The sequence below is a fragment of the Thermococcus sp. ES12 genome (assembly GCF_012027515.1).
GTDB lineage: Archaea > Methanobacteriota_B > Thermococci > Thermococcales > Thermococcaceae > Thermococcus > Thermococcus barossii.
Map to the genome: position 1 here is coordinate 497,838 of NZ_SNUP01000001.1, position 25,313 is coordinate 523,150.

The 25,313-nt window shown below is 55.8% G+C and carries 27 protein-coding genes; 12 read left to right on the forward strand and 15 right to left on the reverse strand.

Annotated features, from left to right (window positions below; translation table 11 throughout):
• The first annotated feature begins 76 nt into the window (after window positions 1-76).
• Together pfdA and E3E37_RS02785 are read left to right on the forward strand one after the other, a co-directional pair.
• A complete protein-coding gene (gene pfdA / locus E3E37_RS02780; protein WP_014787861.1) occupies window positions 77-502 on the forward strand; it encodes a prefoldin subunit alpha in 426 nt (141 codons plus the stop codon).
• Window positions 503-530: 28 nt separating this feature from the next.
• Window positions 531-824, forward strand: coding sequence for a prefoldin subunit (locus E3E37_RS02785; RefSeq protein WP_088864522.1), 294 nt, complete (start codon window positions 531-533; stop codon window positions 822-824).
• On the opposite strand, the gene E3E37_RS02790 is transcribed toward E3E37_RS02785, so the two are convergent.
• The 8 genes from E3E37_RS02790 to E3E37_RS02825 form a co-directional block, all read right to left on the reverse strand.
• Window positions 805-1,365, reverse strand: coding sequence for a 2-oxoacid:ferredoxin oxidoreductase subunit gamma (locus E3E37_RS02790; RefSeq protein WP_088864523.1), 561 nt, complete (start codon window positions 1,363-1,365; stop codon window positions 805-807). The two genes, E3E37_RS02785 and E3E37_RS02790, sit on opposite strands and share 20 nt — an antisense overlap.
• Window positions 1,362-2,207 (reverse strand): 2-oxoacid:ferredoxin oxidoreductase subunit beta, encoded by an 846-nt coding sequence (locus tag E3E37_RS02795; protein ID WP_167714661.1) that lies wholly within the window; start codon window positions 2,205-2,207, stop codon window positions 1,362-1,364. The genes E3E37_RS02790 and E3E37_RS02795 overlap by 4 nt, the downstream gene beginning before the upstream one ends.
• Complete coding sequence (locus tag E3E37_RS02800) at window positions 2,208-3,356, reverse strand: 2-oxoacid:acceptor oxidoreductase subunit alpha (RefSeq protein WP_088864525.1); 1,149 nt, start codon at window positions 3,354-3,356, stop codon at window positions 2,208-2,210. It abuts the gene before it with no gap.
• Window positions 3,353-3,865: a 2-oxoacid:ferredoxin oxidoreductase subunit gamma gene (locus tag E3E37_RS02805; protein WP_167714663.1), complete on the reverse strand. Its 513-nt coding sequence runs from the start codon at window positions 3,863-3,865 to the stop codon at window positions 3,353-3,355. Before E3E37_RS02805 ends, E3E37_RS02800 begins: the two co-directional genes overlap by 4 nt.
• Window positions 3,866-3,870: 5 nt before the next feature.
• A complete protein-coding gene (locus E3E37_RS02810) occupies window positions 3,871-4,725 on the reverse strand; it encodes a 2-oxoacid:ferredoxin oxidoreductase subunit beta (RefSeq protein WP_167714664.1) in 855 nt (284 codons plus the stop codon).
• On the reverse strand, window positions 4,725-5,915 hold the full coding sequence (locus E3E37_RS02815; RefSeq protein ID WP_167715336.1) for a 2-oxoacid:acceptor oxidoreductase subunit alpha: 1,191 nt from the start codon (window positions 5,913-5,915) through the stop codon (window positions 4,725-4,727). The genes E3E37_RS02810 and E3E37_RS02815 overlap by 1 nt, the downstream gene beginning before the upstream one ends.
• 2 nt (window positions 5,916-5,917) lie before the next feature.
• Window positions 5,918-6,190: a 2-oxoglutarate ferredoxin oxidoreductase subunit delta gene (locus tag E3E37_RS02820; RefSeq protein ID WP_167715338.1), complete on the reverse strand. Its 273-nt coding sequence runs from the start codon at window positions 6,188-6,190 to the stop codon at window positions 5,918-5,920.
• A gap of 150 nt (window positions 6,191-6,340) precedes the next feature.
• A complete protein-coding gene (locus tag E3E37_RS02825) occupies window positions 6,341-7,315 on the reverse strand; it encodes an archaeosine biosynthesis radical SAM protein RaSEA (RefSeq protein WP_167714666.1) in 975 nt (324 codons plus the stop codon).
• Window positions 7,316-7,375: 60 nt separating this feature from the next.
• Between E3E37_RS02825 and surE the strand changes: the two genes are divergently transcribed.
• Together surE and E3E37_RS02835 are read left to right on the forward strand one after the other, a co-directional pair.
• Window positions 7,376-8,155, forward strand: coding sequence for a 5'/3'-nucleotidase SurE (surE, locus tag E3E37_RS02830; protein WP_167714668.1), 780 nt, complete (start codon window positions 7,376-7,378; stop codon window positions 8,153-8,155).
• 263 nt (window positions 8,156-8,418) lie between these two features.
• A complete protein-coding gene (locus E3E37_RS02835; RefSeq protein WP_167714670.1) occupies window positions 8,419-8,889 on the forward strand; it encodes a hypothetical protein in 471 nt (156 codons plus the stop codon).
• 6 nt (window positions 8,890-8,895) lie between these two features.
• Here the strand turns inward: E3E37_RS02835 and ftsY are convergent, their stop codons facing one another.
• Entirely contained in the window at window positions 8,896-9,801 is a 906-nt protein-coding gene (ftsY, locus tag E3E37_RS02840) for a signal recognition particle-docking protein FtsY (RefSeq protein WP_167715341.1), read from the reverse strand.
• A 140-nt stretch (window positions 9,802-9,941) separates the two neighbouring features.
• Window positions 9,942-10,391 (reverse strand): hypothetical protein, encoded by a 450-nt coding sequence (locus E3E37_RS02845; protein ID WP_167715343.1) that lies wholly within the window; start codon window positions 10,389-10,391, stop codon window positions 9,942-9,944.
• A gap of 123 nt (window positions 10,392-10,514) precedes the next feature.
• Between E3E37_RS02845 and E3E37_RS02850 the strand changes: the two genes are divergently transcribed.
• The 4 genes from E3E37_RS02850 to E3E37_RS02865 are packed head-to-tail and all read left to right on the forward strand — an operon-like array spanning window position 10,515 to window position 15,252.
• Complete coding sequence (locus tag E3E37_RS02850) at window positions 10,515-11,747, forward strand: BMP family protein (protein ID WP_088864535.1); 1,233 nt, start codon at window positions 10,515-10,517, stop codon at window positions 11,745-11,747.
• Between the two features lie 43 nt (window positions 11,748-11,790).
• Complete coding sequence (locus E3E37_RS02855) at window positions 11,791-13,329, forward strand: ABC transporter ATP-binding protein (RefSeq protein ID WP_167714672.1); 1,539 nt, start codon at window positions 11,791-11,793, stop codon at window positions 13,327-13,329.
• The gene (locus E3E37_RS02860; RefSeq protein WP_088864537.1) at window positions 13,310-14,362 is read left to right on the forward strand and encodes an ABC transporter permease; all 1,053 of its coding nucleotides are present in this window, start codon (window positions 13,310-13,312) and stop codon (window positions 14,360-14,362) included. Before E3E37_RS02855 ends, E3E37_RS02860 begins: the two co-directional genes overlap by 20 nt.
• On the forward strand, window positions 14,359-15,252 hold the full coding sequence (locus E3E37_RS02865) for an ABC transporter permease (RefSeq protein WP_167714674.1): 894 nt from the start codon (window positions 14,359-14,361) through the stop codon (window positions 15,250-15,252). Before E3E37_RS02860 ends, E3E37_RS02865 begins: the two co-directional genes overlap by 4 nt.
• A 58-nt stretch (window positions 15,253-15,310) precedes the next feature.
• Here the strand turns inward: E3E37_RS02865 and E3E37_RS02870 are convergent, their stop codons facing one another.
• The gene (locus E3E37_RS02870; protein WP_167714676.1) at window positions 15,311-16,291 is read right to left on the reverse strand and encodes a metal ABC transporter solute-binding protein, Zn/Mn family; all 981 of its coding nucleotides are present in this window, start codon (window positions 16,289-16,291) and stop codon (window positions 15,311-15,313) included.
• Window positions 16,292-16,394: 103 nt separating this feature from the next.
• Here E3E37_RS02870 and E3E37_RS02875 point away from each other — a divergent pair, with 103 nt between their 5' ends.
• A complete protein-coding gene (locus tag E3E37_RS02875; protein WP_167714678.1) occupies window positions 16,395-18,203 on the forward strand; it encodes a DUF4932 domain-containing protein in 1,809 nt (602 codons plus the stop codon).
• Here E3E37_RS02875 and E3E37_RS02880 read toward each other — a convergent pair.
• The 3 genes from E3E37_RS02880 to cysS form a co-directional block, all read right to left on the reverse strand.
• Window positions 18,182-18,505 carry a hypothetical protein gene (locus tag E3E37_RS02880; protein WP_167714680.1) on the reverse strand — a complete coding sequence of 108 codons (324 nt, stop codon included), beginning with the start codon at window positions 18,503-18,505 and terminating at the stop codon, window positions 18,182-18,184. The genes E3E37_RS02875 and E3E37_RS02880 overlap by 22 nt on opposite strands.
• 21 nt (window positions 18,506-18,526) lie before the next feature.
• On the reverse strand, window positions 18,527-19,174 hold the full coding sequence (locus tag E3E37_RS02885) for a phosphoribosyltransferase (protein WP_167714682.1): 648 nt from the start codon (window positions 19,172-19,174) through the stop codon (window positions 18,527-18,529).
• A 90-nt stretch (window positions 19,175-19,264) separates the two neighbouring features.
• A complete protein-coding gene (gene cysS, locus E3E37_RS02890; protein ID WP_167714684.1) occupies window positions 19,265-20,695 on the reverse strand; it encodes a cysteine--tRNA ligase in 1,431 nt (476 codons plus the stop codon).
• A gap of 155 nt (window positions 20,696-20,850) precedes the next feature.
• Here cysS and E3E37_RS02895 point away from each other — a divergent pair, with 155 nt between their 5' ends.
• From E3E37_RS02895 to E3E37_RS02905, 3 genes are read left to right on the forward strand one after another with little or no spacing between them, the layout of a single operon-like run.
• Window positions 20,851-21,915 carry a peptidylprolyl isomerase gene (locus E3E37_RS02895; RefSeq protein ID WP_167714686.1) on the forward strand — a complete coding sequence of 355 codons (1,065 nt, stop codon included), beginning with the start codon at window positions 20,851-20,853 and terminating at the stop codon, window positions 21,913-21,915.
• 33 nt (window positions 21,916-21,948) lie between these two features.
• A complete protein-coding gene (gene mrtA / locus E3E37_RS02900; RefSeq protein ID WP_167714688.1) occupies window positions 21,949-22,551 on the forward strand; it encodes a CPBP family archaeomyxosortase MrtA in 603 nt (200 codons plus the stop codon).
• Between the two features lie 38 nt (window positions 22,552-22,589).
• On the forward strand, window positions 22,590-23,336 hold the full coding sequence (locus tag E3E37_RS02905) for a heparan-alpha-glucosaminide N-acetyltransferase (protein WP_088864546.1): 747 nt from the start codon (window positions 22,590-22,592) through the stop codon (window positions 23,334-23,336).
• Here the strand turns inward: E3E37_RS02905 and E3E37_RS02910 are convergent.
• Window positions 23,302-25,221 carry a GNAT family N-acetyltransferase gene (locus E3E37_RS02910; protein ID WP_167715346.1) on the reverse strand — a complete coding sequence of 640 codons (1,920 nt, stop codon included), beginning with the start codon at window positions 25,219-25,221 and terminating at the stop codon, window positions 23,302-23,304. The genes E3E37_RS02905 and E3E37_RS02910 overlap by 35 nt on opposite strands.
• Window positions 25,222-25,313 lie beyond the last annotated feature (92 nt).

Sequence of the window (25,313 nt, forward strand, 5' to 3'; positions counted from 1 at the left end):
TTAATAACCCTAACGGCGAAAAACTTTTAAATACAAAAAGTAACTAAAATATGAGAACAGGCTGGAGGTGGTGGGCATGGCGAAGGTAAAGAGAACCCCCGAGAGGATACAGGACGAGATAAGGAGCTACCTCGGCGAGATAGAGTACCTCAGGAGCCAGGTCGGGGTCATCGACGCAACCATAAGCAACCTCCGCACCGTCGATGCGACGCTTGCCTACATCAAGGAGAAGGGCGAGGGCAAGGAGATATACATCCCGCTCGGCAGCGGCATAGCCATCAAAGGCAAGATAGAGAAGCCTGACGATGTCATAATGGACGTTGGAGCCGGCATACTGGTCGGGGCGAGCATCGAGGAGGCGAGGGAGAACATCGAGAAGCGCATAAACGCCCTGATGGAGCTGCGCCTTGCCCTGCTCAGGAAGATAGAGGAGGACGGCAGGAAGGTCACGGAACTCCTCAAGGAGCTTGAGAAGATGAAGCCCGAGGAGAAGAAGGAGTGACCCTTCCTCTTTTTTCGGAGGGTGGACGATGGAGCTGGTGAGGGCGTACGAGAAGGAGCTTGAGCTCCAGAGGCTCAGGGAGCTGAGGGCCTCGCTGGAGCTCAAGCTGGCGGAGGTCAATGAGGCGAAGAAGTATCTTAAATCTGGGGACAGGAAGCTTTACCGCCTTCTCTCGGGCCTCCTGGTGGAGGTGAGCGGGGAAGAGGCGAGGGAGCATCTTGAGTCAATCGAGATGGCCTACAGGCGGGAGCTGGAAAGGCTGAAAAGAAGGGAGGGAGAGATACTCGAGGAGCTCCAGGAGCTCAAAGCTCACCACTCTTAGCCTTCTCCCCAAGTTCGAATCCCTTGTGGAGCGCCCTGAGGTTTATCTCCTCGGTCCCCTTGGGAACGGCGTCGAGAACGGCCTTTTCTATGGCCTCCCTGCTGACAACTCCCGTCCAGGCCGTCAGGATTCCCAGGGTGAGGATGTTCATCGTGAGGCTTAGGCCAGTCGTTTCTTCGGCTATCTCGGTCAGCGGGAGGGCTATCACGTTGAGCTTCTTCTCGAACTCCGCATCGCGGTGCGGGACGAGCTCTTCCTCCACAATGATTCTCGCGCCCTCCTTTACCGTGTGGAGGTACTTGTTGTACGCTTCCTGGGAGAAGAACACCGCGCAGTCCGGGTGGAGGGTCTTGGGGTAGTCTATGGGCTCGTCGCTTATGACGACCTCCGCCTTGCTTGCTCCGCCTCTGGACTCGGGACCGTAGGCCTGGGTCTGGACGGCGTAGAGCCCCTCGTAAACGGCCGCGGCCCTTCCGAGGATGACGCTGGCGAGTATAACTCCCTGACCGCCGAAGCCGCTGAAGAGTATCTCCTTCCTCATTCCTCCCACCCCATCATCTTCTTCGCTCTTTTCTTGTAGGCCTCGTACTCCCTCACGAGCCCCGGTCTGTCCCTGTCGGCGAACTCGCCAATGACTATCTTGCCCTCAAGCTCCTCCGGCGACATCTTCTTCGCCTTCGCCAGCGGGACGGTTATCTTCTGGTACCAGCGGAGAAGCTCCGGGGCCGTCTTCATCCTGTTCCTCCTTCCGAAGCTTATCGGGCACGGAGAGAGGAACTCGACCAGGGTAAAGCCCTCCTTCTGAAGGGCCTTCTTTATGCTGTTGATTCCCTGGAGGTAGTTGAAGACGCTCCACCTGGCCACGTAGTTGGCTCCGGCAGAGACAGCGAGGTCAGCTATGTCGAAGGGGTTCTCAAACTGGCCGTAGGGAGCGGTCGTTCCGCGCAGGCCCTTCAGGGCAGTCGGTGCGACCTGGCCGCCGGTCATCCCGTAGGTGAAGTTGTTGATGAGTATCACCGTGACGTCGAGGTTCCTCCTTATGGCGTGGATGAAGTGGTTTCCGCCTATTGCCGCGGCATCTCCGTCGCCCATGAAGGCGATTATCTTGAGGTCCGGATTGGCGAGTTTTATGCCTGTTGCAAAGGCCAAAGCCCTCCCGTGGGTCGTGTGGAGGCCGTCGAAGTTGACGAATCCAGGCACGCGGGAGGAACAGCCTATTCCGCTGACCCAGACTATCTCGTCCGGGTCGAGACCAAGGTCGTCTATCGCGCGGAGCGTGTACTGTAGGGCCGAGCCTATCCCACAGCCGGGGCAGAATATCGTCGGGAGCATGTCCTTCCTCAGGTACTTGTCTCGAATATCGTAAGCGGACTTCAGGTACATTCAGCCCACCACCCTCTCGACTATCTCCATCGGAGTGTGAACCTCGCCGCCTATCTTGGGTATGAGCTCAACCTCCGCCTTCCCGTTGGCCCCTTCCTTGACGAGGTGGTAGAGCTGTCCGAGGTTCATCTCCGGGACGTATATCTTCTCAACCTGCTCCGCGAGCTCTTCAATCATGTCGAAGTCGAAGGGCCATATCGTGTTGAGCTTCAGCAGGCCCGCCTTGATTCCCTTCTCGCGGAGAATCTTAACCGCCCTCACGCCGGAGCGGGAAACGATGCCCGTGCTTATTATCGCTATCTCTGCATCGTCAAGCATGAACTTCTCGTAGCTTATGATCTCGTCCTTGTGGCTGAGGATTTTGTTGAATATTCTCCTTATGAGCCTCTCGTGGATCTCGGCGTCAACCGTTTTTGGCCTTCCGTACTCGTCGTGGGTCAAGCCGGTGACGTAGGTTCTGTATCCCCTCCCGAATATCGGCATTGGCGGTACTCCGTCGCCGTGGGGATCGCCGAAGGGAAGCTTAGCCTCCTCCTCATTTGCGGGAAGCTTTCTCTCGACAACCTCTATCTCGTCGGGATTCGGGATGTAAACCCTTTCACGCATGTGGGCTATCTCCGCGTCTGTGAGCAGAACCACGGGTGTCCTGTACCTCTCGGCCAGGTTGAAGGCCCTTACCGTGAAGTCGAAGGCCTCCTGAACGGTGGAGGGACTGAGGACGATGAGCATGTGGTCACCGTGGGTTCCCCATATGGCCTGCATTATGTCTCCCTGCGCCCCCAGCGTCGGCTGTCCCGTTGAGGGTCCACCGCGCTGGACATCAACGACGACGACTGGGGTTTCGGTCATTATCGCGTAGCCGATGTTCTCCTGCATCAGCGAGAATCCCGGGCCGCTTGTGGCGGTCATCGCCTTCGCTCCGGCCCAGGAGGCGCCTATTATGGCCGCCATACTGGCGAGCTCATCTTCCATCTGTATGCTCACACCATCAACCAGCGGCATGTAGAGGGCCATAGCCTCGAATATCTCGCTGGCAGGTGTAATCGGGTAGCCTGCGTAGAAGCGGCAGCCGGCGAGGATAGCTGCCCTCGCTATGGCCTCGTCGCCCTGAATAAAGTCGCTCTTACCGACCGGGAAGGGGTATCTCATCTGCATCCCTCCTCATAACCAACCCTGAAGGCCTTGATGTTTATCTCCTCGGTCCCCTTCGGGACGCGTCTCCTTATGGCCTCCTCAACGTTTTCCTTCTTCACAACGCCGGTCTTAGCCACGAGATAACCGAGGGCCACCATGTTAACGGTCAAAGCGAGTCCCGTGTTCTCCTCGGCGAGCCTCGTGAAGGGGGCACCGATGTAGTCCCTGTCCGGCTTTACGAGGTCTGTATCCACTATCAAAAGCCCATCCTTCTTCAGTTCGTCCTTTACGGTGTCGTAGCCGAGCTGGGCGAGCGCAACGAGAACGTCCGCCTCGGTGACCATGACATCGTAAATCGGCTCCTTCGAGATTATCACATCCGCTATGGAGTGACCGCCCCTGCTCGCGGAGCTGTAGTCCTGGGTCTGGAGGACGTTGAGGCCCTCTATGGCTGCGGCCTCTCCGAGTATAACCCCGGCCAGGACGACGCCCTGACCGCCTATACCTGCGAACCTAACCTGCATGGTTCTCAATCCTCCTTAAGGCCGAAATGCTCCTGAATCTCGTCTATCAGCTTGTTGAGTTCAGTGACGAACTCCGGCCTTTCACGGTTCACGAACTCCCCTATGACGAACTTACCCTCAAGCTCCTCAGGTGACATGTTTTTCGCCCTGCTGACCGGGACTGAGTTCTTGAGGAACCAGCGGAGCATCTCGGCCGGCTCCTTCATCCTGTTCCTCCTCCCGTACTGGACCGGACACTGGGAGATAACCTCGACGAGCGAGAAGCCCTTAACGTTAAGGGCCTTCTTTATGCTCTCGATTAGCTGGTAGACGTGGGCTGTGGTCCATCTGGCGACGTAGCTGGCCCCAGCTGCCGCTATCGTCTCGGAGATTTGGAGGGGGTGTTCTATGTTCCTGTACGGGCTGGTCGTGGTTCTGGCTCCAAAGGGCGTCGTTGGGGCAAGCTGGCCTCCGGTCATTCCATAGATGAAGTTGTTAACGAGGATGACCGTTATGTCTATGTTCCTCCTCGCCGCATGCAGGAGGTGGTTCCCGCCTATGCTCGCCAGATCGCCGTCACCGCTTATGACGACGACTTTCTTGTCCGGCAAACCGACCTTGACGCCGGTCGCGAAGGCTATCGCCCTCCCGTGGGTCGTGTGGAGCGTATCAGCGAGGAAGTAGGGCGAGGCTATCCAGGCGGAGCAGCCTATACCACTGACGACAACTAGGTCCTTCGGGTCGAGCTTGAGCTGGTCTATTGCGTTTGCAAAGGCGTTGAGAACGGTTCCACCGCCGCAGCCGGGACAGAGTGCCGTGGGCAGGGCCTCCTTTCGGAGGTACTTAACCATGGGGTAGGTTGAGTAGATTTCCTTCGCCATCAGGCAACACCCCTTATCTCGCGCAGAATTTCCTTAACGGTCAGGGGAACGCCGCCGATCTTGTTAACCCCCTTCAGCAGGACGTCGTCGTTGACGTAGCGCTCGACCTCGATTATCATCTGGCCGAGGTTCATCTCCGGGACGAGGATTGCCCTAACGCGCTTTCCGAGTTCCCTCATTCTCTCACCGGGGAACGGGTGGACGGTCTTCGGCACGAAGAGGCCGGCCTTTATCCCTTCCTCCCTCGCCTTCAGAACCGCACCGAGGGCCGGACGGGCTGTCACACCCCAGCTGACGACGAGTATTTCAGCATCGTCCGTGAAGTGCTCCTCGTACCTCTCGTAAACTTCGCGGTTCTTCTCTATCTTCCGGTGGATTCTCCTCACGAGCCTGTCGTGGACCTCTGGCGTGTAGACGTCCCTCAGCCCGTTCTCCTTGTGGGTAGAGCCGGTGACGTGGGTGAAGTAGCCGTGGCCGAAGAGCGGCATCGGTGGGACACCGTCGCCGTGGGGGTCGCCGAAGGGAAGCTTAGCCTCCTCCTCATTTGCAGGAAGCTTGCGGTAGGTTATCTCCACCTCCGAGACGTCCGGAATCCTTATCTGCTCCCTTGTGTGGGCGAGCACTCCATCGAAGAGAACCACAACCGGAGTTCTCAGCTTTTCGGCGATGTTGAAAGCTCGTATCGTCTCCCAGAATGCGTCCTGCCCGCTGGTCGGCGAGAGTGCAACTATCGGATGGTCGCCGTGGGTTCCCCATCTGGCCTGGAAGAAGTCGCCCTGAGCTCCTTTCGTCGCCTGTCCCGTGCTCGGCCCGCTCCTCTGGACATCAACGAGGACGAGCGGCGTTTCCGTCATCACAGCGTAGCCGAGGTTCTCCTGCATTAGGCTAAACCCGGGTCCGGCCGTTGCCGTCATGACCTTGAACCCGGTCCAGGAGGCTCCGACCATCGCCGCTATGCTCCCAATCTCGTCCTCCATCTGAAGGTAGTAGCCACCGAGCTTCGGAAGCTCGCGAGCCATCGTCTCCGCTATCTCGCTCGACGGAGTTATTGGGTAGCCTGCGTAGAAGCGGCAGCCGGCGAAGAGCGCGCCGTAAGCGACCGCCTCGTTACCCTGCATGAAGTAGTTGCCCGGTTTGTAGAGCTTTCTAAGGAGCCTGAGCTGTTCAGGCTCATCACCGCGAATAATCATAGTCACCACCTTACGGCTATGGCGAAGTCGGGGCAGAGGAGCTCGCAGAGCTTGCACTTGACGCACTTCTCGGCGTGAACGGGAACGGGATAGTGGACACCTTTCTCGCTCAGCTCTTTGCTCCACTCAAAGACCTTTCTGGGGCACATCTCGACGCAGATACCGCAGCCCTTGCACAGAAAAGTGTCCACGTCGATTTCAACGATTCCTTCCGCCTTGCCGGTCACGAGGTAGTCAACCCTTTCGACCACGGTTTTCCCTTCGACATCTGGCATAAGCATCACCCAAGATTTGTTAAGCCCTTTTACGTTTGTCAACATTTAAAGCTTTCGTGGGTGCACATAAATGTGCATCAAAGAATCACGAGGGGCGTTATAAAAAGGGCGAAAAGAAAGCATGAAAATTCTTTCAAAAGCGAAATAACTTCACCACGTCACCAGCTGCCAGTCGAGGAGGCCGTTCTCGACTATGTAATCCCATTTCTCGCGGCACTCGGGCTTGAGATTCTCGATGTAGCTGATGTCCTGAGTCGCGGAGAACTTCTTTATTGCCCTGCCTATGACCCTGTCGTAGTCGGTGAGGCAGTTGTGGGGTCCCCTCTTTGAACCAGCCCCCACCGGATCGCTGAGGATCCTCTTGTTCGGGAAGCGCTTCTTAGCCCAGATTAGAACCTCGACCGCACTCCAGAGCCAGGGCGGGCGGTATTCACCTTTTTCCCATAGCCTCTCGTAGAGCGTCCCCTTCTGGATGTCCGTGATGTTTATCGAGAAGGTATCAGTGTAGGGTTCTGCCTTGATTATGCTCTCCTTGATGTCCTCAATTCCATCCCTCTCGCCCAGGAAGATGGGCTTCAGCAGGAGGTAGGTCTTAACCTTCGCTCCTGCCTCGTGTGTTATCTCCGCCGCCTTAACGAAGTCCTCGAAGGTGTTTCCCTTGTTGATTGAGACGTCGGCAATATCGTCGTTTGCTGTCTCAAGGCCGATCGCAACCTCAAAGTGCTTACCGGGGACTATCTCGGCCAGCTCCTTAACGGCATCGTAGCGAACCAGCTCGCTCCGGCTTTCGATAACTATCTCCTTGACCTCCTCGATTTCAGAGAGAATCTCAAAGATTCTCCTCCTCGTCTCGGGCTTCAGCTCACCGTTGTCGAGGAAAGAGCCGGAGGTGAACATCCTCACGGCGAAGGGACCCTCCTTTCCCTCAATCTTCTTCAAAGCCTCTCTCACGTAGTCCACTATCGCGTCCTGGCTCCACCTAACCTTGGGCGCTGCCGTTGGATATGCGCACATGTAGCAGGCCTGGTTAATCCTGAAGCGGTAGCAGCCTATAGTCGGGAGTATGATGAACAGTGCCGTTCCCGGCTTTCCAGCGACGTTGTCCTCGCTCGTCCAGTAGGTCATTCTCTCACCTAAGCCTCGCTGGAAGTTAGGGTTTTTAAAGGTGAGGGCTTAACGGAAACCATGCCAAGGATACTCATCACGAACGACGACGGGATTTATTCAAGGGGCTTGAGGGCCGCCGTCGAGGCGGTGGCAGGCCTTGGGGAGGTTTACGTTGTCGCGCCCCTCTATCAGATGAGTGCGAGCGGAAGGGCCATGACCCTGCACAGGCCCCTCAGAGCCAAGCTCGTTGACGTCCCGGGGGCGAAGATAGCATACGGCATAGACGGAACTCCAACGGACTGTGTGATATTCGCCCTAGCGCGCTTTACGGAGTTCGACCTGGCGATAAGCGGCATCAACCTTGGGGAAAACCTGAGCACCGAGATAACGGTCTCGGGAACAGCTTCGGCCGCCATAGAGGCCGCCACCAATGGAATTCCAAGCATAGCGATAAGCCTTGAGGTCAGCAGGGAGAAGTACAAATTCGGGGAGGGAAACGAGGTTGACTTTTCAGTGGCCTCTTACTTCCTGAGAAAGGTGGCCCGAGCGGTTCTGAGGAACGGACTTCCCGATGGCGTTGACATGCTTAACGTGAACGTTCCAAGCGATGCCAGCGAGGAAACAGGGATAGCGGTCACGAGGCTCGCCCACAGAATGTACCGGCCTACCATAGAGGAGCGCATAGACCCCAAGGGTAACCCCTACTACTGGATAGTTGGAAGAAAGTGTAAGGAGTTCGAGCCGGGGACCGATGCTTACGCCCTAAAGGTGGAGAGAAAGGTCAGCGTGACGCCGATAAACATAGACATGACTGCGAGGGTTGATCTTGAGGACTTATACGAACTTTTAGTCATTTGACACATCTTTACGTCTCCTAGCATGCAATTGTATCCATCAGGTTCGGTTTGGGGAGGAGTAACGTGCCGACGTATTAATTTCTGTCCACACAAAGGTTATCAAGTGTTTCCGGATATGTCCAAACAGTGATTCCCCCGAAGAAGCGGATACCATCTACGTGGTGGTTCATGATGGACGGAACATGCGCGAACACTATCTTGCATGGGGCAACTGGGGCTCAGATACTCACCTTGTGAAGGTAATTCCTAAGAGGAGGTGAATTCATGAGACTTCGCTCGCTCCTCTATCTTTTCATCTTTCCTGCGTGGGAGTTCCTGCTCATGGTTTCACTCCCTTCGAGGTATTATGTTAAAGCATTCTGCCTTCAAATACACCCATATCCAATCTGCGACTTTCACTTTGGACCGTCAGCAACTTTCGTCCTTTTCGCAACAGCACCGTTCCTAATCGCAATCATCCTCGGCCTCTGGAAGAAATGGGGCAAACTCGTAGCATTTGGAGTTCCTTCCCTTGCCGTCGTTTTAATAACGATTCTTCTCTTGGACATCTTCGAAAGGTCATGGATTTCCTTTTTCGTACCTGCAGCAGTCTCGGTGGTCCTGTACAGCCTCCCAGGTATAAGACTGGACGGCCAGATAAGAAGAGTGGAAAGGCTGATATGGATAGCCACGTCACTCATAGTCTCGTTTATCCTCTGCCTTATGGTGTGGGGTGGAACATCCGTCTCGGTATGAAACGTTTCACCCCTCTCCAAAAATCCTCTCCACGAACCACTTCTCGTCGAAGGGCTTTAAGTCATCGTAGCCCTGGCCGACGCCGACGAAGAGTATGGGCGCGCCTATAGCGTGGCTTATGCTCAGCGCCGCACCGCCTCGCGCGTCCGCATCGAGCTTGGTGAGGATTACTCCGTCGATCTTCACCGCCTCGTTGAACTGCTTCGCCTGCTCCACCACCGAGTTGCCGGCAAGGCTGTCGCCGACGAATATCACCAAATCTGGCTTTGTAACGCGCGCTATCTTCTTCATCTCATCCATGAGGTTCCTGCTCAGCTCGTTCCTCCCGGCGGTGTCTATGAGGACGACATCAAGTCCCCTGGCCTTCGCGTGCTGGATTGCATCGTAGGCTACCGCCGCTGGGTCGGCACCGTAGGAGTGCTTTATGACCTTGACCCCGACGCGCTTTGCATGCTCCTCGACCTGCTCTATTGCCCCGGCACGGAATGTGTCGCTCGCCGCTATTACGACGCTCAGCCCGTTCTTTTTGAGCCAGTGGGCGAGCTTGGCTATGGTCGTGGTTTTTCCGCTCCCGTTGAAGCCCACGAAGGCTATGACGAAGGGCTTCCCCTCCTTGGAGCGTATCATCTCCAGGAGGTCAATCCTTTTTTCAGGCGTGAGAACCTCCAGGACCGCTTCGCGAACGGCCTCCTCAACCAAAGCCTTCTTGTTGGTTCCTATCTTGACCTTCTGGCCGACGAGCTTCTCCTTTATCCTCTCCTTCAGCTCCTCGACGGTCTCAAGTGCAACATCCGCTTCGAGAAGCTCTATCTCCAGGTCCCAGAGGGCGTTCTCGACGTCTTTCTCGCTTATTTCAGTCTGCGATACTTTCTCAACGAATGAGCCCAACTTCTCCTTGAGCTTTCCAAGCATGTTCATCACCTGATGAGCGAGGGACTTATGCCTATATAATTATTATGAAGATGCCCTCGGCGATAGCTGGTGTCATCATACTTCAGACCCGAAACCGCTCGTCATCGGGCGGTTCAACTCTATCCGAACCTCTTATAAACTCAGTACCTCCTGACGTAGGTTTTGCTCTCCACCACCCTGCCGTTCTCAAGGCGCATGACGTCCACTCGTTCGAAGCCGACGGTTTCCCTCTTGTATGCTATTAAATAATCAATGAATTCCCTAATTCCATAGCGCGTTATTGAGTCCTTCACGTACTTGTGCTCGTAGAGCAGAACGAGTCTGTCCCTGTGACTCCCCAGCCATTCCCTGAGCTTTGCCCTCTCAGCCTTTGACCGTGAGAGCGGGTTGACTATGAGGTAGACATCGAAGTCGTCGCTCTCGAAGGGTGAGCCTATGTAAACGTCACCGTCGATCTGAAACGGCAGATACTCCGCAAGTATGCGCCTTCCCGTTTTCCCCCATGCACTCAGGTATATTCTCGCGAGTCTCTTCCCGTCGCCGGTAATTAAAACCGCTCCCGAATTTAATTCGGCTATTTTCTTCAGCATGGTCATCACAAAAAACTTTTACTCCGAGGTTAAAATTCTTTCTCAAATTTTCGGCTCCCAGAGAACCATAAAGTATATATTGCGTTTTAATGCTATACCTTTGAAAACTTGCGGGGTGTTAGCATGAAGAAGCTGTTTAGCCTGTTTTTAATTGGCCTCTTGGCTCTCGGCGTAGTGGCCAGCGGATGTATTTCTCCAGGAAAGGAAGAAACTCAGACCAAGGGCGCCATTGCCATAGTTTACGATGTCGGTGGCAGGGGTGACCTGAGCTTCAACGACATGGCCTACCTTGGAGCTTCCAAGGCCGCAAAGGACTTCAATCTGGAGCTGGTGGAACTCCAGAGCAACAGTGAGGACGACTATGTCAAGAACCTTGAGACCCTCGCAAGCCAGAAGAAGTACCTCGTCATCATAGCCGTCGGCTTCATGATGACCGACGCGGTTAAGCAGGTTGCCGATGAGTATCCGGACCAGAAGTTCGCCATAATAGACGGTTACATTCCTGACAAGGACAACGTCATGAGCATCCTCTTCAAGGAGAACGAGGGTTCTGCCCTTGCCGGTGCGCTCGCTGGTCTCATAGCGGCCAACGACGGCAAGGACAAGGTTGGAATCGTCCTTGGAATGGAGATACCTGTTCTCTACAAGTTTGAGGCAGGTTACCGCTTCGGTGTCAAGTGGGCTGAGGACTACTACAAGCAGAAGACCGGAAATGACGTCAGCATAGACGTCATCTACCAGTACACCGGAACCTTTAACGACGCAGCCAAGGGTAAAGCCGCTGCCAGGGCCCAGCTCGCCCAGGGAGCATGGGTCATCTATCAGGTCGCCGGCGGAACCGGACTCGGTGTCTTCGACGCCGTTTCAGAGGTTCTCGACTCCCAGGGCAAGAAGATGGGTCCGCCGTTTGCAATCGGTGTTGACTCTGCCCAGGACTGGATCAAGCCGGGCGTCATAATAGCCAGCATGATGAAGCGCGTTGATGTCGGTGTCTACACCGCCGTTAAGGATGCCGTGGAAGGCACCTTCAAGGGAGGCATAGTCGAGCTCGGCCTTAAGGAAGACGGTGTCGGCATAAGCAGCGTTGACGACGTCATGGCAATGTTCAACTCTCTCCCGGAGGACACCCAGAAGCAGAAACTCAAGGACCTCGGCTTCAACAGCAAGGACGAACTCAAGCAATACCTTGAGCAGACCAGGGCCCAGGTTCCGGCCTGGATATGGGAGGCCGTCAACGACCTCAAGGGTAAGATAATAACCGGAACTATAAAGGTCCCGGCTCCGATGGACAAGGAAGGCATAGAGAAGGTCCGCGCCGCCAAGACCTGGCAGGAAATGATGGAGCTCGCCAAGTGAGCTCTTAACCCCTTTCTTTTCTCCACTTTAAGGGGGTGCTGTAATGGAGAGGACGCCAATAATCGAGATGAAGGGAATCGTCAAGGTCTATCCCGACGGCACTAAGGCCCTTAAGGGCGTTGACCTTACAGTGTATAAAGGTGAGATTTTGGGTCTCCTCGGTGAGAACGGCGCCGGAAAGACCACCCTTATGAAGATCCTTTTCGGCATGCTTCATCCAACCTCGGGTAAAATATTCATAAGGGGTGAGGAGGTCAGGTTTAAGAGCCCCTCCGATGCTATAGCTCATGGCATCGGCATGGTTCACCAGCATTTCACGCTCGTTGAGGTTTTCGATGCCCTCCATAACATAATCCTCGGCATGGAGGGCCACGGGTTGTTCTCAAAGATTGATGTTGATAGGGCCACAGAAAAGCTTCAGAAGCTCATGGAAGACCTGAACTTCAAAGTCCCCCTGGACGTCCCGGTTGAGGACCTCCCGGTGGGAGTCCAGCAGAGGATTGAAATCCTCAAGATGCTCTTCAGGGACGTTGACGTTCTGATACTCGACGAGCCAACGGCCGTGCTGACGCCCCTTGAGGTTGAGGAACTCTTTGCAGTGCTCAAAAAGCTCAAGGCGGAGGGCAAGACGATAATCTTCATCAGCCACAAACTCAACGAGGTCATGGAGCTCACGGACCGCGTTACGGTTATCAGAAAGGGCGAGGTTATAGGAACAGTCAACACGAGTGAGGCAACGCCCCAGCTGCTGGCAAGGATGATGGTGGGAAGGGACGTCGTTCTCAGGATACAGAAGCCGCCCAAGGAGCCTGGAGAGCCCATACTTGAGATACGGGACCTCTGGGTGAAGGGTGACAGGGGCGAAGAAGCCGTCAGGGGGCTGTCATTTGAGGTACGGGCCGGCGAGATATTCGGGATAGCAGGTGTTGAGGGCAACGGTCAGACAGAACTCATCGAGGCCATCACCGGACTCAGAAGGCCCGAAAAGGGACAGATTCTTTTAAACGGAGTGGAGATAACTGGCAGGAGTCCAAGGGAACTCTATGAAGCTGGAATGGCTCACATCCCTGAAGACAGGACCCGTATGGGGCTGATACTTAACATGACCGTCACGGAGAACGCGATACTCGGTCTCCAGTGGATGAAGGAGTTCCAGCGCTGGAAGGGGACGATAGACTGGAACAGGGCCAGGGAGCACACCAGACAGCTCATAGAGGAGTTCGAAATCGTCGCTCCGGGTGTTGATGCCCCCGTCAAGAGCCTCAGCGGCGGCAACCAGCAGAAGCTCATCGTTGCAAGGGAGGTCAGCAAGAAGCCCGTGCTCATAGTGGCTTCCCAGCCTACGAGGGGCGTTGACGTCGCCTCCACGGAATACATCAGGAACTACCTCGTGAAGCTCAGGAACGAGGGTAAGGCGGTTCTCCTTGTATCCGCGGATCTTGACGAGGTCGTCCAGCTCAGCGACCGGATGGGAATAATATACGAGGGCGAGTTCATGGGCATTGTGAAGCCCGAGGAGGTCACCACGGAAGAGATTGGTATGATGATGGGAGGTATCCGCTATGAAGAAATCAGGAAGTGAGCTCCTCAAATCCCTGAACTTCCGTCCGTTCATCGAGAGCCTCATAGCCATATTCGTCGGCTTCCTCATAGGTGCGATAGTTCTTCTGGCTTTCGGTTACAACCCCTTCGAGGCCTACTACTGGCTCTTCCAAGGTGCGCTCGGCTCCACCAGGGGAATCGCCTCGACCCTCAAGTACGCGACGCCCATAATGCTCACGGCACTAACCTTTGCGATAGGCACCAGAACGGGAATATTCAACATAGGTGCAGAGGGCTCCTTCTACTTCGGTGCAATAGCGGCGGTGATATTCACCAACGTCTGGGACAACATGCTCTTCGGCCTTGTCATGGGCATGCTCCTTGGAGCTCTCTGGGCGCTTCCGGCCGCGGTTCTCAAGGTTTATCGCGGCGTCCATGAGGTCATATCCACGATAATGCTCAACTGGATCGGCTGGTTCTTCGTGCTATGGCTTATAGTCGGACCATACGCCAACCCCAACGACCCCAACAAGACCATCAGGATTCCTGTTGATGCTAGACTCCCGGAGATTGGCTACGGCCTTTCAATAGCCATCATAATCGCGGTGGTAGCGGCCCTTCTGACGTACTTCTTACTCTGGCACACAACAATGGGCTTCGGAATGCGCGCCAGCGGGATGAACGAGAAGGCGGCACGCTACGCCGGAATGAACCCCAAGATGGCCGTTATGTGGTCTTTCCTCATCGGCGGTCTGCTCAGCGGACTGGGAGGTGCCATGAAGATTATGGGTGAAGGCCCCACCTATGCCATCAGTCAGGGAGGAGCTAACATCTACGGCTTCGGTTTTGACGGTATCGGTGTCTCTCTGGTCGGCAGAAACCACCCGCTCGGAATAATCCTCGCGGCGATATTCTTTGGAATGCTCCGCGCTGGAACGGCCCTGATGCAGGCTCAGGCACAGGTTCCGCTCGAAATCATCAAGGTCATCCAGGGAATCATAGTCATAACCGTTGCCATTCCGAGCCTCTACGACCTGATTAAGAAGGCCATTCACAGGGGGGCTGCCCAATGAACGTTGGTGACGTCCTCACAATACTGTTCACCTCCCTCATGGCCATGGTGCCGATAGTGCTCACCAGCGTCGGCGCCGCCTGGAGCGAGCGCGCCGGTGTGGTCAGCATCGGCTACGAGGGTGTTCTCCTGATGAGCGCATTCTTCGGCGCGATATTCGCAGAACTTGCGCACAACGCCATAGTTGGCCTCATCGGCGGAATAGTCGTTGGCGTCCTGCTTGGCATGCTCCACGGCGCCCTCACGGTGTACCTCAAGGGAGACCACGTCATTCCGGGTATAGGCATCAACCTCCTGGCGCTCGGTGTGGTTCCCTTCGGCATACTGGCCTACTGGGGAACCGCCGGGCAGCACCAGCTTCCCGATGACGCGCAGATGTGGCACATCAGAACCCCATACGGCGAGCTGAGCCCCATGGTCTTCGTGACAATAGCGATAGCCATAGTAACCTGGTGGGTGCTCTTCAAGACGCCGCTCGGTCTGCGCGTCCGCTCCGTCGGTGAAAACCCCGAGGCGGCAGACGCGCTGGGCATCAACGTCGAGAAGTACAGGTTCTGGTCCACAGTTTACGGACACGCCCTCGCCGGTCTCGGTGGGGCTTTCATGAGCGTTGACTGGCTCGGCCTGGTTCACAAGACGATGTCGGGAGGCAGGGGTTTCATAGCGCTGGCCAACATGGTCTTCAGCGGCTGGAACCCGCTCGTGTCCCTGATAGGCGGCTGGCTCTTCGGATTCTTCGACGCCCTCGCCACGTGGCTGGCACCGAAGCACATAATCCCCGGGCAGTTCATCCTCATGCTGCCATACATAATGACCATTATCATCGTGGCGGGAATCATCGGCAAGGCCAGGCCGCCGAAGTGGGACGGAAGGCCATACAAGAGGGAGTGATTACCCTTCTTTTTCCATTTCTGTTTCCCCCATTAAGAAAAGTGAAAACAAAGACCCATCACTTCTTCAGTATTACCCCCAGGGCCGTTCCAAGAACGAGCCCAACGACGAGCGAGATTACCACATACTGAGTGACGTCGCTTCTCTGTGTGGGTATCTTTTCCGGTGGCTTTCCTCCGAGGGCTTTGACGACGGCGGCGCTGTTCTCCATGAGGACTTTCGTGTAGGGCTCGTCCTTCCAGAAGACCCTTATCTCCGCGGACGGCTTTCCGCTCTTGGCTGCCAGTTCCCTCGCCGCGTCCTTTAGCTGGTCTGGGCTGTCCACGGCGTAGACCACGACGTCTGCCTTGGCCGCTGTGGGGACAAGTTCATCCACCCCTATGGCCGGCACTTCCTCCTCCGGCTTTATCGAGGCGATTGCTTTGATTCCAAGCCACTCCAGAGCGTACTGGTCTGGGGGCATCTGTATAACCGCCGTGAGGTTCCCATCAACAATGGCCAGGTACGCCTCCGTTATCGCCCTTACCCTGGCTTCGAAATCTCTGTATCCGGCAAGGTACTTCTCTGCGTTTGCGGGGTCGGTCTTTTCCAGGGCCTTTTCGGTGGCTCTGGCGATGGCCAGAGCGTTCGTGGGGTCAAGCCAGACGCCGTGTGGATTGTCCTTGCCCCCGTACCAGTGCTCCGGGAGGTACCTGAAGCCCTCGCGTTTGTAGTCGTCAATGAAGAGCGCCTCGCCCGTTATCGTGCCCTCCTCCTTCAGCTCCGCTATCTTCTTCTCCACCGGGAGATGGCCGCCGGTCGTTACGATGACGCTTGCCCCCCTCAGGAGTTCTATCTGACTTGCCGTGAGCTGGTACTCGTGGGGATCTGCTCCCGGGGGAATCAGGTAGACCACCTCCACCGAGTCACCGAAGGCGTCCTGAACTATTGCCGCCAGTGGTGCGATGCTGGTGACGACGAGCGGTCTATCATCCACGGCGCCGGTGAACGGTGCGATTATGCCCGTGAGGAGCATCATGATTACCAGCAGCCTCTTCATTTTCGGTCACCCTAATTCGATTAGTGTGCCGGGCTTTAAAAGCTGTCGGAAAAGGCGGAAAAGGTTTATAAGCGTGTAAAACTAAATACTCTAGGGTGGCGTCATGAAGAGACTGGTAGCATTAATAATAGTTTTTTTCCTTGCCAGTACTGCCATTCCAGCCGGTGCGTACAGCCTTGATTCCCAAACGACCGTCGCCATTCCTCAGAACTACGAGCTCCTTGGAATTGTTTACTACCTGGCCTATGGGCCGCAGGACCCGTTTGTAACCTATCGCGGGCAGTACCTCAACGATGTTGAATCGTGGTTCGGCCGGTACAGGAATCATGAAGTCGTGAGAATGCTGAGGGAGTACCTCACTGGCGCCAACTCCATCTCGGAGAGGGACTACCGCCTCCTATACCTTGACCAGGTGGCCCTTTCCCTGCCTCCCGGGATGCAGGTGGGTGTTCCGCCCTCCCAGATCAAGAACCTCGCATGGTTCCTGGGGGTTGATACGGAGTGGATGTCCGAGTTCCTTACGGCCCTGAGGGACTTCGCGGAGGAAACGGACTTCTCGGAATTTTACAGCCTCCATGAGGCGTACTATCAAAAAGATATAGACCTCTACGCTGGTGCCCTGCAACTGCTGCCTCCCAAGGACTTTATGGGTAGGTATATGGATTTAACCGGCATTGAATTTAAGTTCCTCCACCCTTACCTGGTGGCGTTCCATGCCCACGCGTACAGGCCGAGGGGTGTCTACGGCCTCGCCGGGATTCAGCCCCTTGTACGACGCATCCCCCAGAGAACTCTGTGGAGCCTCAAAACTGCGAGGGACACGATGTTTGGCCTGCCTCTCAACAGGGACTGCCTCAACAATCCCGGCCTGGACAGGCTTAACTACCTAGGCATGGTGTACCATGAGCTGGGACACGACATATCGACTCGGGAGCTTAACCTTTACGATTCCCTCCCTGAGGAACTCAGCTATCTTGAAAGCACAATTGAAGAGGACATGCCGTATCTGGCCGTCTATGACATACACTTCTGGGGCGACTACGGGATGGTGTACGAAGGCTTCGCGGATGGCTGGGAGGATTTCGCGATTGCGAACGTTGATCCAGAGTACGCCGAACTCGCCATGTGGATGCAGAGGGGATGGGGTGAGTTCTGGATCGATGAGATGGTTGAACTCTACAGGAAATATGCCAACGAGTCGGTCCGGAACAACGGGGATATCCGGATGTACATCCAAGAGATTGCCGAGGAGCTTAAGAAGAAAGTTCCCGAGGAGAATGCCCCCGTTCTCTATCAGAAACGTGTCCCCGTGACCCCGCTGAGGGCGTTTGACAGGGGCGCCATTACTGGAAAGGTTGTGGTGGTCTACGGAACGCAGAATCCGGACCCGGAGGGAACTGAATACGACAGAGAAACCGCCGAACTTATAGCCAACAACCTAAAGACCTTCTACTCCCAGTGGAACGGAAGCGTGGAGATAGTCGTTAAGGCCGACGTGAATGTAACGGATGATGAACTCGGGGAGAACCTCGTTCTCGTTGGAGGCCCCGCCGCGAACTCGATTGTCGCTGAAATGCAGGAGCACTTCCCACTGCGCTTTGTGAAGGAAGGGGACTACTGGGTGATTGAGCACAACACCAACTGGAGCGTCGATTCGTTCATAATAACGGAGAACGAGAGCGATCCGGTACTGAAGGGCCGGCTTGACCTGAGCGACGACCTCACGGCAGCGCTCCTGCTGGCAGTAAGGAACCCCGATGACCCCGAGAACTACATCGTCTGGATAGCAGGGGCGGACCGCTACGGTACGAGGCTCTTCAGAAACCCGACCTACTACCTGTCAAGCTACGAGGTATTTACAGGAAAAGAGATAGAAATGGGCTTCTACGTTCAGCCGCTGGCATCTTCGTGAGGAGATTCCTCTTCTCCGTTCTTTTCATTTCCGTTGCTCTTGATGTGGGGCTTTCCTATGGCTATTGTGAATCCCTTGAAGCTGTCGTCCTTCCTGTTGAACTCTATCGCCAGCGGGAGGCCGTTGTCCTCGTTGAAGACTATGCGCACTATCCTCGCCCGCGAGTGGTCGTTCAGGTAGTCCTCCTTGAGGTCGTCGTAATCTTCGAGAACCCTGTCTATGCTGTCGCTGTGCATATCGTATATCTCCCGGGCGTAGACGCTGTGATTTTTGATCTCCTCGACCTTTTTCTCCTTATTCAAGCTACCACTTCCCGGACTTCATCATGCCCTGCGCCAGGCACCCTCCCTGAACTTAAAAATCTTCCTCCTTTCAGCCATGCGGAGGGCTTCCTCAAGCCTGCCCTTCGGCACCTCGATGCCGTGGAGCTCCTTGAACAGCTCGATGATTTCATCGGTTGTTAGTACCTCCTTCTCCTCAAAGAGGTTGTTCACGAGGTTTATCATGTCCTCGACGAAGTTCCAGGGAAAGATTATCCAGGCCCAGTCTATTTCCTCGCCGTAGTAGTCCGGCTTGAAGCGCGAGCCCTTGATCGTGAGGAGTGTCGCAACCCTCACCTCTGCCGGCTTCTGCCCCTCGACGTAGTTCTTTGCGAGCGTCAGGCTCTCCCCGGTGTCGCTGATGTCGTCCACGATGAGAACCTTCTTTCCACCCAGGTCGTAGTTGCTGCCGTACTTGAGCCTTGCCTTTCCGTCTGGAGTTGCTGTAACACCCCAGTGCTCCACCTTGAGGCTGACGAGGTCTTTGATTCCCAGGTAGTCGCAGTAGAGCCTTGCCGCAATCCAGCCGCCCCTTGCGAGACCGACTATAACGTCGGGCCTCCAGCCCTCCTCCAGAACCTTCCAGGCACCTTCCTTTGCCCACCTTTCTATGTCGTCCCAAGAAGCGAGATAAGCCGGAAACTTCTTCATTGCATTTCCCTTAACGGAGCAAGGGGAAGGTTATATTTAAGCGTTACGCTCGGAGCTTTGACGGGAAGATGGCAAAAGAAGGTTGAGAAATCAGACCTTAACCCTCTTCCACACCGTTCCCTGCGGTGTGTCCTCCAGCTGAATGCCCATCTCCCTGAGCTCGGCCCTGATTCTGTCCGCCAGGGCGAAGTTCCTCTCCTTCCTCAGCTGGGCACGGACATCTATGAGGAGCCTTATCAGCTCTTCCTCCTCGCCCGCCCTCTGCTCCCTGAAGTAGTCCTCGAAGATTCCGAAGACCTCGCTAACGATTCTGAAGAACTCCATAGCCTTGCGGAGGATGCTCTCCTTCGGCCTCTCGACCTTTGTCAGGTATCTGTTAACGGCGTTGCTGATCTCGAAGACGGCCTTCATGGCTTCGGCGGTATTGAAGTCGTCGTCCATCGCCTCGTAGAATTTTTCCCTCGCGCTCCTTATGGCCTCGTAGGCCTCGAACTCCTCCTCGCCCCACTTGAACGATATCTCTGCCCTCTCCATGGCCACGCGGATGTTCTCAAGTGTGTTGTAGAGCCTCTCAAGGTTGTTCTTGGCGTGCTCCATGCCCTCCTCCGTGTAGTCGAGGGGTGAGCGGTAGTGCCTCTGGAGGACGAAGAGCCTTATCACCTCGGGGTCGTAGCGCTCCAGCATCTCCCTTATCGTCACGAAGTTGCCGAGGCTCTTGCTCATCTTCTCCCCGTTCACCATCAGGAAGCCAGTGTGGAGCCAGTAGCGAACCCACTCGTGGCCTGTGCATGCTTCTGTCTGGGCTATCTCGTTTTCGTGGTGCGGGAAGATGAGGTCGTTGCCGCCGCCGTGGATGTCGAAGCTCTCGCCGAGGTACTTGGTGCTCATCGTGGAGCACTCGATGTGCCAGCCCGGCCTTCCCTCGCCCCACGGTGAAGACCACTTCGGCTCGCCTGGCTTGGCCTTCTTCCAGAGCGCGAAGTCCTCCGGGTTCCTCTTGCCTTCCCCAGGCTCGACTCGTGCTCCCTTTCTGAGCTCATCGAGCTTTATCCCGCTCAGCTTGCCGTAGTCCTTAAACCTCTGAACCTCGAAGTAAACCCCATCGCTCCCCTCGTAGGCATAGCCCCTCTCCTGGAGCTTTCTCACGAACTCTATGATGTCCTCTATGTGCTCGGTAACGCGCGGGTATATGTCCGCCGGCTTGACCTTTAAAGCCTTCATGTCCTCAAGGAAGTAGCGGAGAAACCTCTCGGCCAGCTCCTTTGGATCCTCACCGGTCTCATTCGCGCGCTTGATGATTTTGTCGTCTATGTCCGTGAAGTTCATGACCATGAGAACGGTGTAGCCCCTGTGTTCCAGATAGCGCCGGATAACGTCGAAGGCTATGTACGTTCTGGCGTGACCGAGGTGAGTGTAATCGTAAACCGTAGGCCCACAGACGTACATCCTGACCTCATTATCCCTCAGGGGCCTGAACTCCTCCTTCCGCTTCGTCAGGGTGTTGTACACTCTTATGGCCATCTTCTCACCACCGGGGGAACTTTGCAAGGCTCTTTTATTAGGTTATCGCCTTCGCTCCGGGCAAGTTTGGGCATGACCTTTAACATTTCCGAACCCGGCAAAAGCTTAAAAACCGACCCCTTCAATCGGGGTTAGAGCAGTGAAAGGAGGTTACGATGATGAAGGTTCAGAAGGGAGACGTCATAAGGCTCCACTACACCGGAAAGGTCAAGGAGACCGGCGAGGTTTTTGACACCACCTACGAGGAGGTTGCCAAGGAAGCCGGGATATACAACGAGAACGGTATTTACGGCCCGGTTCCAATAGCCGTTGGGGCGGGTCACGTGCTCAAGGGTCTCGATGAGCAGCTTGAGGGCCTTGAGGTCGGGGAGAAGTACGAGATAATAGTCCCCCCCGAGAAGGGCTTCGGCAAGCGCGACCCCAAGCTCATAAAGACCTTCACCCTCGGCCAGTTCAGGAGGCAGGGCATCTACCCGTTCCCGGGAATGCCGGTTGAGATAGAGACCGAGGGCGGGAGGAAGCTCAAGGGCAGGGTCATGACCGTAAGCGGCGGCCGTGTGAGGGTCGACTTCAACCATCCCTACGCGGGCAAACACCTCGTCTACGAGGTTGAGATAGTCGAGAAGATTGAGGACCCGATAGAGAAGGTCAAGGCCCTCATAGAGCTCCGCATGCCAAGGGTTGACACCGAGAAGGTCATCATCGAGGTCGGTGAGAAGGACGTCACCGTTGACTTTGGTCAGCTCATCAACGAGGTCGACAGGAACACCCTCGTTCTGGGTGAGATACTCCTTGAGAGCGACCTCAAGTTCATCGGCTACGAGGAGGTCACCTTCAAGCCCTCCGTTGACGAGCTCCTCAAGCCGCCCGAGGAGGAAGTGGTGGAGCTCGAGGAGGAGGTCAGCGAGCCTCTCGTGGAGAAGACCGGGGAGGAGAAGGAGGCCGAGGAAGAGGCGGCTGAAGAGACCACGGAAGAGCCCATGGAAAAGGTGGAAGAGGCCACCGTGGTTGAAGAGGCACCGGCGGAGGCAGGAGACGTTGAGGTAGCCGAGGAAAAGAAGGAAGAGGTCACCGAGGAGGGCGAGGAGGAGAAGCCCAAGAAGAAGACCACGAGAAAGAGCACCAAGGGCAGGAAGACCAGGAGGACGACCACAAAGAAAACAACCAGCAAGAAGAAGGCCAAGGCCGCCGAGGAAGTCGATGAGAAGAGGGAGGAGTGAAAGACTTTTATCCTCCTCTCCCAACTTTTCTCCATGAGGCTCAAGCGAAACCCCTGGGTTCTCTACGTTATCTCTCTTCCTTTCATCCTTGCAGTTAGGTACAGTGATGGTGGAATTTTTCGCTGGGCGGGCTACAACTTTCTCTTCTACTTTGTCGCCCCCCTGTTACTTGCAAGGGCGATGGGTTTTGAACGAAATGAGCTCGGCGTTGGAATTGGGAAGCGTACCGGCTACATGTGGGCGCTCGTTCTCTTCATCCTCACCGTCCCGCTGAGCCTCTACGGTACAACAATACCCGCGATGAAGGAGTATTATCCCATATTCGAATACTCCGGCTGGGGTGATTTCATCCTCAAGGAGCTGGCCATTGGGCTGATAATGTTTTCCCACGAGGCATTTTACAGGGGTATTATTCTCTTCCCCCTCGCCAGAAAGAACGAATGGCTCGGCATTCTCGCCCAGGATGTGCCATACGCGCTCGTTCACATTGGAAAGCCCGGCATAGAGGTTCCATACTCGTTCGTGGCCGGGATAATCTTTGCCAAGCTTGACCTCAAGGGCGAAAGCTTCGTTCCAAGCTTCCTCCTCCACTGGCTTGGGTCGGTTCTCTTTGACCTGCTCTGCGTCCTTCTCTGAGCGAAAGTCCTATTTAGTATGAGGTATAAACCCGTTCTATGTTCGGCTCCGAGGTGTACATCGACCATCGCTACTGGGAGATAGACCTGCTCCGCGGCATCGGAATAACAATGATGGTGGTGTCAAACTTCGTCACGGACCTCCAGCTGTTTCTCAATTACTCGTCCCACAGAACCTTCTGGATGGCCTTTGCCATAACAACCGCTACAATATTCGTGTTCGCCTCGGGCCTCTCCATGTGGATAAGCTATTCCAGAACGCTGGAGACTACCCCAAAGCCGTACGGAAAGTACCTCCGGCGATTCTTCAAGCTCTTCGGTCTGGGAATGCTGATTACGGTCATCACGTACTCCCTGGGAATGACCATACATTTCGGGGTTCTCCATCTCCTTGGAACCGCGACCCTCCTTGGAGTGTTTTTTTACCGGTTTGGCAGATTCAACGCGCTCTGGGCGGCGTTCTTTATCCTCGGATACCTGGTCGTCAGGAACCTCCACGACGGTATCTGGCTCCTGCCGGTTGGGATAATGCCGGAGAACTACTCTGCCCCGGATTACTTCCCGATATTCCCCTGGTTCGGGGTCTTCCTCCTTGGAATGTCTTTAGGGAGCTTTCTCTATCCCAACGGGAGGAGAAAGAAGGAGATGGCTCTTCCCTCTAATCCGCTGATTCACTTCCTCGCCTTTGCAGGGAGGCACACCCTTTTCATCTACCTGATCCATCAGCCCATCCTCGTTGGCCTGCTGAGGCTCATTCACGGCCCCCTTCCGGGTATCCCGGTTTAGCCTGAAGCCGGGCAGTCCCGTAGCCCACGAAGAGGACTTTATCTGGGTCAAGGGCCTTGAGAACCTCCGGCCGGTGGGTGATTATTAGCGCGGTTATCCCTGCCTCGCGGATTATCTCGGCGACCTTCTTCGCAACGCGCATGGCCGTGAGGGTGTCGAGGTGAGCCGCGAACTCGTCTATCATGAGAAGGTTGGGCTTCTCTGCCAAAAGCGACGCTATCCTGGCCCTCTCCTTCTGCCCAGTGCTCAGCTCACTGTACCTGGCCCTGTAGAGAACCGCGTCGCTCAGCCCGGCCCTGTTGAGTATCTCCACCGCGGCGTTTATGTCTTTAATCTTCCTGTAAACGTGCTCCAGTATACTCTCTGAGCCAAAGCCAGGCTCGAACTCGCCGGGAATCATGACGGAGACCTTGACGTTCTTGGGCATCTCGATTTTTCCTTCCGTCGGCCTGAAGCGCTCCTCCCACCAGCCGTTCGCAGAGCCGAGGATGAGCCTCAGCAGTGTCGTCTTCCCGGCACCGCTCGCGCCAACAACGGCTATAAGCTCCCCGGGCTTTATCTCGAAGTTGAGGTTCCTCAAAACCGGCCTCTGAATGACGCGGTGCCTGACCCCGAAGGCCTTCAAAAGCTCCTGAATCTCCTCTGGCAGGCCCTTGATGTCCAGCTCGCTCTCAAAAACTTTTGAGACGTTTCTGAAGATTATCGGCCCCTCCAAAGGCTCGACCTTCCCGTAGCTCGGCCTCCACAGCTTCCCGTCCTCCGGCGCATAATGATCCTCGCGGAGGAAGCGCTCGATGTACTCCCTCGCCTCTTCGGTTAGAGGATAGAACAGGACGGGCCTTCCGCTCGCGGTCTCCCAGAGGAACTTGAAGCCGACCTTCTCGAAGAAGGGGTTGTAGCGAGCCATCTGGGCGATGGTCTCGACTACGTGCTTTCTCTTCCTCATCTCCGGAACCCTACGCTCGGCTATCCACTCAAGGGCGGCTTTGACGCTCAGCTGCCCCAGCCCGTCGGAGCGGTAGTCGGGGTGAACGACAACGCGCGCGATTCTGGCTCCAGCGGTGTTGGTTTCAGCTAAGGCCTTCCACTTGGCCTTTTCCCACAGGTAGGAGCGGGCGACTCGTTTTCTGTACTTCTTCCTGAGCTCCTCGTAGAGTTCCTTCATTATGCGCTCTGGCCAGAAGGCGGGGTGGAACCACTCTTTAGGAAAGACCCTCTCGCGGATGTTCCTCTCGATTTCGCCGTTCGGAAGCCTGCGGTGCATCAGCGGTATCGGCGGGTCAACGCGGACGTAGCTCAGAATCCTCGGCTCGTACTCCTCGCGCTCAACGAGCTCAAGGATCAGGAAGCGCGAGGCCGGGGTCGAACCTTTGATCTCCAGGATGTGGCTTTCCGCACCGCATACAGGACAGGCCTGCTTGGTGTTGGCCTCGAAGATGTGCCCGTTCTCACAGCGCCAGAGGGCGACCTTCTCCTTCTGGCTGGCGTAGTGGTACTGTTCGAGCTCGGCTATGGCCTCGAAGTCGCTCTCGTATTTAGCTTCTCTCGCCCGGAGCTTGTAGGTGTAGAGAAGCTCGCCGGTGAGGGAGGAGTAGCGCTTGGCCTCAACGGTTTTCTCAAAGAGGGGCCATACAGGGATTCTGTCCCCTCCGTGGAACTTCCAGAGGCGGTAGTCGTCGAAGTCGAGAACTTTAAGCCCATCCGTCTCCTTCGGCCCGCTTAAAACCTCAATCTCGACCTCGTCCCCGCTCAGGAACCACTGCGCCACGTTGCCAGTCATGTAAAGGGAATACCTCTCTCCCTCCGCCTCCACCTCAAGGATTCCGAACCATCGGTGCTTGAAGCGCGGGATTTCGCTTCCGACGACTTCCCCGTGTAGCATCATGAGAACCACCCCTACGAACTCGTCGTGAGAGGTTATAACGTTACCTCACAACCTTTTTATACTTACAGTTCAACGTTCAAATGGTGGTTTTC

Bases quoted from the DNA above. Each gene is read 5' to 3' on its own strand.
- pfdA (WP_014787861.1), top strand. From the start codon at position 77: ATGGCGAAGGTAAAGAGAACCCCCGAGAGGATACAGGACGAGATAAGG.
- E3E37_RS02785 (WP_088864522.1), top strand. From the start codon at position 531: ATGGAGCTGGTGAGGGCGTACGAGAAGGAGCTTGAGCTCCAGAGGCTC.
- E3E37_RS02790 (WP_088864523.1), bottom strand. From the start codon at position 1,365: ATGAGGAAGGAGATACTCTTCAGCGGCTTCGGCGGTCAGGGAGTTATA.
- E3E37_RS02795 (WP_167714661.1), bottom strand. From the start codon at position 2,207: ATGTACCTGAAGTCCGCTTACGATATTCGAGACAAGTACCTGAGGAAG.
- E3E37_RS02800 (WP_088864525.1), bottom strand. From the start codon at position 3,356: ATGAGATACCCCTTCCCGGTCGGTAAGAGCGACTTTATTCAGGGCGAC.
- E3E37_RS02805 (WP_167714663.1), bottom strand. From the start codon at position 3,865: ATGCAGGTTAGGTTCGCAGGTATAGGCGGTCAGGGCGTCGTCCTGGCC.
- E3E37_RS02810 (WP_167714664.1), bottom strand. From the start codon at position 4,725: ATGGCGAAGGAAATCTACTCAACCTACCCCATGGTTAAGTACCTCCGA.
- E3E37_RS02815 (WP_167715336.1), bottom strand. From the start codon at position 5,915: ATGATTATTCGCGGTGATGAGCCTGAACAGCTCAGGCTCCTTAGAAAG.
- E3E37_RS02820 (WP_167715338.1), bottom strand. From the start codon at position 6,190: ATGCCAGATGTCGAAGGGAAAACCGTGGTCGAAAGGGTTGACTACCTC.
- E3E37_RS02825 (WP_167714666.1), bottom strand. From the start codon at position 7,315: ATGACCTACTGGACGAGCGAGGACAACGTCGCTGGAAAGCCGGGAACG.
- surE (WP_167714668.1), top strand. From the start codon at position 7,376: ATGCCAAGGATACTCATCACGAACGACGACGGGATTTATTCAAGGGGC.
- E3E37_RS02835 (WP_167714670.1), top strand. From the start codon at position 8,419: ATGAGACTTCGCTCGCTCCTCTATCTTTTCATCTTTCCTGCGTGGGAG.
- ftsY (WP_167715341.1), bottom strand. From the start codon at position 9,801: ATGCTTGGAAAGCTCAAGGAGAAGTTGGGCTCATTCGTTGAGAAAGTA.
- E3E37_RS02845 (WP_167715343.1), bottom strand. From the start codon at position 10,391: ATGCTGAAGAAAATAGCCGAATTAAATTCGGGAGCGGTTTTAATTACC.
- E3E37_RS02850 (WP_088864535.1), top strand. From the start codon at position 10,515: ATGAAGAAGCTGTTTAGCCTGTTTTTAATTGGCCTCTTGGCTCTCGGC.
- E3E37_RS02855 (WP_167714672.1), top strand. From the start codon at position 11,791: ATGGAGAGGACGCCAATAATCGAGATGAAGGGAATCGTCAAGGTCTAT.
- E3E37_RS02860 (WP_088864537.1), top strand. From the start codon at position 13,310: ATGAAGAAATCAGGAAGTGAGCTCCTCAAATCCCTGAACTTCCGTCCG.
- E3E37_RS02865 (WP_167714674.1), top strand. From the start codon at position 14,359: ATGAACGTTGGTGACGTCCTCACAATACTGTTCACCTCCCTCATGGCC.
- E3E37_RS02870 (WP_167714676.1), bottom strand. From the start codon at position 16,291: ATGAAGAGGCTGCTGGTAATCATGATGCTCCTCACGGGCATAATCGCA.
- E3E37_RS02875 (WP_167714678.1), top strand. From the start codon at position 16,395: ATGAAGAGACTGGTAGCATTAATAATAGTTTTTTTCCTTGCCAGTACT.
- E3E37_RS02885 (WP_167714682.1), bottom strand. From the start codon at position 19,174: ATGAAGAAGTTTCCGGCTTATCTCGCTTCTTGGGACGACATAGAAAGG.
- cysS (WP_167714684.1), bottom strand. From the start codon at position 20,695: ATGGCCATAAGAGTGTACAACACCCTGACGAAGCGGAAGGAGGAGTTC.
- E3E37_RS02895 (WP_167714686.1), top strand. From the start codon at position 20,851: ATGATGAAGGTTCAGAAGGGAGACGTCATAAGGCTCCACTACACCGGA.
- mrtA (WP_167714688.1), top strand. From the start codon at position 21,949: ATGAGGCTCAAGCGAAACCCCTGGGTTCTCTACGTTATCTCTCTTCCT.
- E3E37_RS02905 (WP_088864546.1), top strand. From the start codon at position 22,590: ATGTTCGGCTCCGAGGTGTACATCGACCATCGCTACTGGGAGATAGAC.
- E3E37_RS02910 (WP_167715346.1), bottom strand. From the start codon at position 25,221: ATGATGCTACACGGGGAAGTCGTCGGAAGCGAAATCCCGCGCTTCAAG.